Below are 6,097 nucleotides of genomic sequence, written 5' to 3'. Positions count from 1 at the left end.
ACCTGGGTGCTGCTGCGTACGCCATCAGGGCGGCGCGCGACGCCGCACCTCCTGGCGAAGCCGTGGAGGCCGGGCGCCAGGAGTGCCGATGGCAGCGAGAGCAGCTCCCCGAGCCGATCCGCGAGCTCGTCCTCGACGACCAGCGGATCCGCAACGACATCTGCTGGTCCGTCTTCGACTGAGGACGTGCCGGCATCGACGACATCGACCAGGCTCGTGAGCGGCTGGACGCCGAGCGTCGGCTGACGCTCGCCCGCCTTGCTGATCTGACAAGCGACTTCGACGCCGTCATCGCCGCCTCGCGAGACACCAACGCAGACGACGAGCACGACCCTGAGGGCGCCACGATCGCCTTCGAGCGATCCCAGGTCCAAGCGCTCGTACGTCAAGCACGACGGCACCTCGACGAGATCGACGCTGCCACGGAGCGCCTGGACACGGGCACCTACGGGATCTGCGAGGACTGCGGGCGGCCGATCGGCGACGGCCGGCTCGAGGCGCGCCCGGTGGCGCGCACCTGCATCAGCTGTGCCGGGAAGCCACGGCACTAGCGGCGGTGCCGTCGGCGCTCATCGCGCATCCCGACGAGATCGCGGTGGATCCTGCGTGCCCGTCGACGCTCGAGCCCCGCCAGGAGGAATCCAGCCGTGGCCGCGAGCAGCATCAGGACGATGAGCACTGCAACCGTGGCGCCCACCATGTCCAGAACGAAGCCCGCCATGGCGAACAGGTACCCGAGACCGACCGCTTCCATGCGGTGAGGTCGTGCGGCTCGCCCTCACGTGAGGATCGCGGCGACAGCGCCATCGACTCGGTGTTGCCGAGCCGGTCGGCGATCCGTCGGCGACGCTGGTACGCGAGGGCCGCGAGGGCCAGCGCCACACCCCACAGCGGCCACAGCAGCTGCGGCACCGCGATCAGCGGCGCCTCGAGCTGCTCGCGCCACCCGTCGCTACCGGCCGCGAACGCGCCGACGGCGATGGCGCGAGACGCTGCCAGGACCAGGCCGGCGACGGCGAGCGCCGGCAGGACGGCGAGGTCGATCGGCACCCGACGACCGGCGAGACCGATCATCCACCGAGGGAACCGCTCGCCCCAGGGCCTGATCAGGCCCCAGGTGAGCACCGCGCCGAACACGGCCGCGACGGCCAGCCCGAGGCCGGCGAGCCGGACCTCGAGATCGATTCCAGGAGCCGTGAAGCCGGGCACCTCGAAGTACATCAGCACCCGGGTCAGGGCGTACACGAGCGGTGCCTCGATCGCGATCTTGGTCCAGCGTCGGGTGCGCCGCGTGGCCTCGGCCAGCTCCACCTCGGTGACCGGCCCGGCCTCACGCGTCACCGACGCGCGCAGCGCCAGCAGCAGCGTCACGATCGAGATCGCGACCGACACCTGGATCGCCAGCCCGGGCGAGGCCAGGTCGGCCAGCGTGCCGCCCCTGCCGGTGACCACCAGGCCGATGATCATCGGCAGGTAGCCGAGCAGCATCAGCAGGGTGTGGTCGAGGGTCAGCAGACCGACCACCCCGGCCGTCAGCGCGATCGGTCGCCGCCGGTCGCCGAGCCACGACCCGGGGCGGGCTCGCAGGCTGCCGCAGGCAAAGACGAACGCGGCGGCGACGACCAGGCACCACGCTGCCGCGAACCCGGACCCGAACGGGCCGAGCGACTGCCCGAAGTTGTCGGCAGGGTCGGCAAGCGGATGTAGGCCGCCGGTGAGCAACGAGTGGACCGAGCCGGCGGTCAGTGTCAGCGGTGCCAGGAGAATCAGTACGAGACGAGGTATTTTCAGCATGCGTCCATGCTGGCGACCCGCCGCCCGTGCCCGGCTCCACCAAAGGTGCCGACCTCTTCCACCTCAGGAGGGATCTCAGATCGCGCCGTTCTGGTAGGCCCACACAACGACATGCAGTCGGTCGCGTACGCCGAGCTTGCGGATCAGACTGCCGACGTGGGTCTTCACCGTGGACTCGGCGACGAACAGCTCCTGACCGATCTCGGCGTTGGAGAGCCCGCGGGCGAGCAGCTCCATCACTTCCCGCTCCCGTGTGGAGAATTCCAGCGCCGCGATCTCGTTCCTGGGCACCTTGTGCGCGATCTGGTCGATCAGGGCGCGGGTCGCTCGGGGTGAGACGACGGAACGGCCGGCGTACACCTCCCGGATAGCTGCCGCCACCTCGAGACCCGGCGTGTCCTTGGTGAGGAAGCCGCCCGCGCCGGCGGCCAGGGCGCCGAACAGGTAGTCGTCGAGGTCGAAGGTGGTCAGGATCAGCACCCGGGTCTCCGGGCGGAGCCTGCGGATCTCGGTGCACGCCCCGATGCCATCGAGGGAGCCCATCCGGATGTCCATCAGTACGACGTCGACCCGATGCTCGAGGCAGGCCTGTACGGCGTCCTCGCCGCTCGGGACCGTCCCGACGAGATCCAGATCTTCCTGGGTCCCGACCACCGTCGCCAGCGCCGAACGGATCAGCTCCTGGTCGTCGGCCACCAGCACCCGGATCAGGTGTTCGGAAGGCATGCGACCACCTCCGTGCCGTTGCCGCTGCTGGAGACTTCGAGGCTGCCTGCGAGACTGCGCACCCGTTCTCGCATGCCGGTGATTCCGAAGCCGTCCCGGCCGCTGCGCGTGGCCTCGATGCCCGGTCCGTCGTCTCGCACGGAAACGCGGACCGTGTCGCGCGTGACCTCGACCGACACGCGACAGACCAGTGGCCGGCGTGAATGCTTGAGGGCGTTGGTCAGGGACTCCTGGATGATCCGGTACGCCGCCCGGGCCACCTCACCGTGAGCACCATCGTCGCCGGTGACGTCGAGGTCGACCCGTACCTCCTCGGAGCGGAACGAAGCAGCCAGCGACTCCAGGTCCTCGAGCGACTCGACCGGTCGTACGCTGGGGGACTCCTCGCGCAGCAGCGAGAGCACGCCACGCATCTCGGCCATCGCCTCGCGACCGGTGCGGAGCGCGGTCCCGACCATGTCGCGGGCCCGCTGCGGATCCCGGTCCATCACCAGCAGGGCCGCGTCGGCCTGGGTGACCATGACGGCCAAGGAGTGCGCCACGACGTCGTGCACCTCCCGAGCGATCAGCTCGCGCTCCCTGCGGATGCCCTCGCGCAGCTGACGATCGCGCAGCTGGCGACGGGCATGGTGGTAGCTGCCGAACGCCCAGCTGGCGCCCACCGCGGCGACGGCCGCTACGACGAAGGCCCAGAAGGCCGGCCAGTCAAGTGGCTCCGGTGGGTCCACCGTGGTCCGCGCGACGACCAGCGCAAGCCCGACGGCCGACACGGCCAGGGGGAGTGCCCGGGCACCGGTCTCGGCAGCGACCGTGTAGATCATGACCAGGTACAGCGTGCTGAGCGGGACGAAGATCACCGAGGGACCCTCGGACAGGTTGGGCAGCGCCAGCAGCCCGAGCATCACGCCGCTCGCCACCCAGAAGCTGCCGACCGCGTGCACGCGCCGCCACACGAGACTCGCCGCAAGGGCAGCGCTCAGCACGCCGAAAGCGACGATCACCCATGGCGCCGCGCCGCGTACCAGACCCACCGAGATCGGCAGTGCGAGCACCAGCAGCACGGCTGCGACGACCAGGTCGCTCAACGATGAACGGCTCAGCTTCACTCACTCATCATTGCGGACGTGCCCCAACCCGGCCTCACGCGCCAACATCGCGGCTTGGGTGCGATCAGCGACGTGGAGGTCCACACCGACATCCACGCGCGTCTTGCCGAGCTCGACCCTCGGCCAGCTGACCGCCGGTTCAGCTCGTCATCGCCGCACAGACATCGAACTCCGTGCCGAACGGGTCCGTGATGTTCGCGACCCGCCCGTAGACCGTGTCGTAGGGCTCGGCCGAGGCCCCGCCCGCGTCGACCGCTCGCCGCGCCGCCGCATCGGCGTCGTCCACCTGGAACAAGGTCCCCCAACGGGACTTCGTGGCCTTTGGGTCACCGGCGATGCCGCCGATCTCGTGGCCATCCGGTCTGCGCAGGAACGTGAAGTCGAGCTCGGGCATGTCCGGGTTGGCATCCAACGTGTAGCCGAAGACCGCGACGTAGAAGTCGCGCGCGGGCCCGGATTCCGCGGTGACCAGGTCGTTGCGGAGCAGAGTCCGTGCGCTGGCTGCCCAGTTGACGAGCTCGCGGCAAGGTCCGCGTCATCGGCGCACCCGTCATGGGGAAGGGATCGCAGGCTTGCAGATCGCGTTCGCGCCAACGCGCGGCGAGACTCCGGAACTCAGGAGTCGCCGCTCACCGACCGATGCTGACGTGGCCGATGGGCCTGCGTTCCGAAGCGACCCACGGTCGCGACCTGATCAGTCGACGGGCTACTGGTTGAAGAACGTCTTCAGCACACGGGCCATGAGTTCGGGGGCGACGACGTGTCCCTGCCCGTCGAGCGTGTGTCGTTCGGTCTGGGGGATGGCAGCGGCTATCGCTTTCGCGGCGCGGTCGAAGAAGTCGGTCGGGAGGCCTGCGAACTGGGGCTCGGTGGTCGGACCCTCGGTGGTCACCAGGACCGACTGAGTGATGCGGGCAAGTCGGTTCGTGGGGATCTTGTAGTCATTGAGGATCACGGCGTCTTTGACGAGCGTGTGGGCGAGCGCGACGGACGAGGTCCATATCGGGTGCTGTTTGCCAGCCGCGATGTCCGCGTCGGGTCCGCCGGTAAGCCTCATGAACAGTTCCAGGAGCTCCTCGTCCCGCCCGGCTTTGTATGCCTCGTGGGTGTCCGCGAGGTACTGATTGAACCTCGGCCACAGGTCGTCCCCGATCACGTACGGCACATCCCACACCGCGATCTTGTCGATCGCCGAACCTGCCGCTGCTGCCTCCAGCGCGAGGGCGCCGCCAGATGAGGCGCCGTACACGTGAGCTGAGCCGCCGGCTGTCGCAATCAGCGCGTCGAGGTCTTCCACCTCCCGCGCCACGGCGTACGGCGGTGTATTGCCGCTGGCGCCCCGGCCGCGTCGTGCGTAATTGTAGACCGTGAAGTGGTTGGCAAGGAGCCGGGCCAGCGGCGCGTTCTCAGCGCCGTCGTCTAGGGTGCCGCCGACGAGGATCACCGCCGGGCCAGTGCCTTTCCGGTCGTAGGCGATCCTCGTACCGTCGGCGGACGTCACACGAAGTGTCATCTCGTTCACTGCTTCTCTCCATTTCTCGATGCGTGGTCGTCACCGTCGGAGCATGTCGACCAGGACTGAATTACGTGGGCTGCCCCCTCCGTGACTTGCACTTCGGGCCGGTTTCGGGAGTTCCGGGCTTGGTACCGGTGATGGCGTTGGCCGAGTGGGCCGGATCGTCGTGGTCTTGCCCGCCTCGTTCGGACCGAGCACGCCGTACACGCCCCCGGCGCTCACGGCCAGGTCCACACCGGCGACCGCGTGGGTCTTGCCGAAGCTCTTCTTCAACCCTCTCGTCTCGATCGCGAGCTTTCCCATGGGTTCGCTCCCTCTCTCGGTGTTGCGAACGGGTTAGTTGAGCGCTAGCCAAGTTTGATTACTTGGCCAGAGTGCACGAGGAGGAACGTCTTGTCAAGTTTGACTAGAAGCGCTTCTCGAGGTGATCGGGGACCGTTCGCCACGAACCCGGATCATCGGCCATGGTGTAGGCGCCCTCAGACAGTCGTTTGCTCAGGCTCTTGGCCCACTCCAGTTCGGTGCGTGCGTGTCCTGCCCACAGTTCGGCCTGATCGCGGACGTGTTCGGGAATGTCGGGGTTCGGGTTCTCCCACCCCTTGGCCTGCCCTACGAGCTCCGCTTCCAGGCGCGCGACCCGCTCGTTAACGTGCGCGACGGCATCTGTCCTGGTCAGCATGGGCAACATGGCGATGGCCGCGTCGAGCATGGTGGGGTCATGGGTGCGCCGCAGACCGTCGCGGACCAGTTCGACTATCTCTTCACGTCCCCTAGCTGTCGCGCGGTACAGAACGCGCTCCGGCCCGGAGTCGCCCGGCTCGGCGTGCTCGGTGAGGAGGCCATCAGCCGCCGCCTTCTTCAGCGCGTGATAAATCGAGCCGGGCTTGATCTTGGCCCAAGTCTCCGCACCCCAGCTCTGCAGTTCGGACCGCACCTGGTAGCCATGCGCGCCGCC

General features: G+C 68.5%; 7 protein-coding genes and 1 pseudogene. 2 read left to right on the top strand and 6 right to left on the bottom strand.

Annotation, left to right across the window (positions count from 1 at the left end; genetic code table 11):
- Together ACRDPS_RS18635 and ACRDPS_RS18630 are read left to right on the top strand one after the other, a co-directional pair.
- Window positions 1-182: pseudogene (locus tag ACRDPS_RS18635) on the top strand (putative immunity protein); the annotation flags it as partial.
- A 12-nt stretch (window positions 183-194) separates the two neighbouring features.
- Window positions 195-551 carry a TraR/DksA family transcriptional regulator gene (locus tag ACRDPS_RS18630; protein WP_431503156.1) on the top strand — a complete coding sequence of 119 codons (357 nt, stop codon included), beginning with the start codon at window positions 195-197 and terminating at the stop codon, window positions 549-551.
- A gap of 112 nt (window positions 552-663) precedes the next feature.
- Here ACRDPS_RS18630 and ACRDPS_RS18625 read toward each other — a convergent pair whose 3' ends face one another.
- The 6 genes from ACRDPS_RS18625 to ACRDPS_RS18600 all read right to left on the bottom strand — a co-directional run.
- The gene (locus ACRDPS_RS18625) at window positions 664-1,794 is read right to left on the bottom strand and encodes a hypothetical protein (RefSeq protein WP_431503153.1); all 1,131 of its coding nucleotides are present in this window, start codon (window positions 1,792-1,794) and stop codon (window positions 664-666) included.
- Window positions 1,795-1,869: 75 nt separating this feature from the next.
- Complete coding sequence (locus ACRDPS_RS18620) at window positions 1,870-2,520, bottom strand: response regulator transcription factor (RefSeq protein ID WP_431503152.1); 651 nt, start codon at window positions 2,518-2,520, stop codon at window positions 1,870-1,872.
- Window positions 2,502-3,626: a sensor histidine kinase gene (locus ACRDPS_RS18615; protein WP_431503151.1), complete on the bottom strand. Its 1,125-nt coding sequence runs from the start codon at window positions 3,624-3,626 to the stop codon at window positions 2,502-2,504. Before ACRDPS_RS18615 ends, ACRDPS_RS18620 begins: the two co-directional genes overlap by 19 nt.
- 139 nt (window positions 3,627-3,765) lie before the next feature.
- Window positions 3,766-4,098, bottom strand: coding sequence for a VOC family protein (locus ACRDPS_RS18610; protein ID WP_431503155.1), 333 nt, complete (start codon window positions 4,096-4,098; stop codon window positions 3,766-3,768).
- A gap of 234 nt (window positions 4,099-4,332) precedes the next feature.
- Window positions 4,333-5,139, bottom strand: coding sequence for an alpha/beta fold hydrolase (locus tag ACRDPS_RS18605; RefSeq protein ID WP_431503154.1), 807 nt, complete (start codon window positions 5,137-5,139; stop codon window positions 4,333-4,335).
- A gap of 409 nt (window positions 5,140-5,548) precedes the next feature.
- Window positions 5,549-6,097: PadR family transcriptional regulator (locus ACRDPS_RS18600; RefSeq protein WP_431503150.1), on the bottom strand; the 549-nt coding region annotated here is incomplete at its 5' end.

It is taken from the genome of Nocardioides sp., from assembly GCF_050699375.1.
GTDB lineage: Bacteria > Actinomycetota > Actinomycetes > Propionibacteriales > Nocardioidaceae > Nocardioides.
The sequence above is the reverse complement of the archived record's forward strand: the minus strand, read 5'-3'. Positions and strand labels throughout refer to the sequence as shown.

What these genes read in the sequence shown, in the direction of transcription:
- ACRDPS_RS18625 (WP_431503153.1), bottom strand. Translation starts at nt 1,794, where the DNA reads ATGCTGAAAATACCTCGTCTCGTACTGATTCTCCTGGCACCGCTGACA.
- ACRDPS_RS18620 (WP_431503152.1), bottom strand. Translation starts at nt 2,520, where the DNA reads ATGCCTTCCGAACACCTGATCCGGGTGCTGGTGGCCGACGACCAGGAG.
- ACRDPS_RS18605 (WP_431503154.1), bottom strand. Translation starts at nt 5,139, where the DNA reads ATGACACTTCGTGTGACGTCCGCCGACGGTACGAGGATCGCCTACGAC.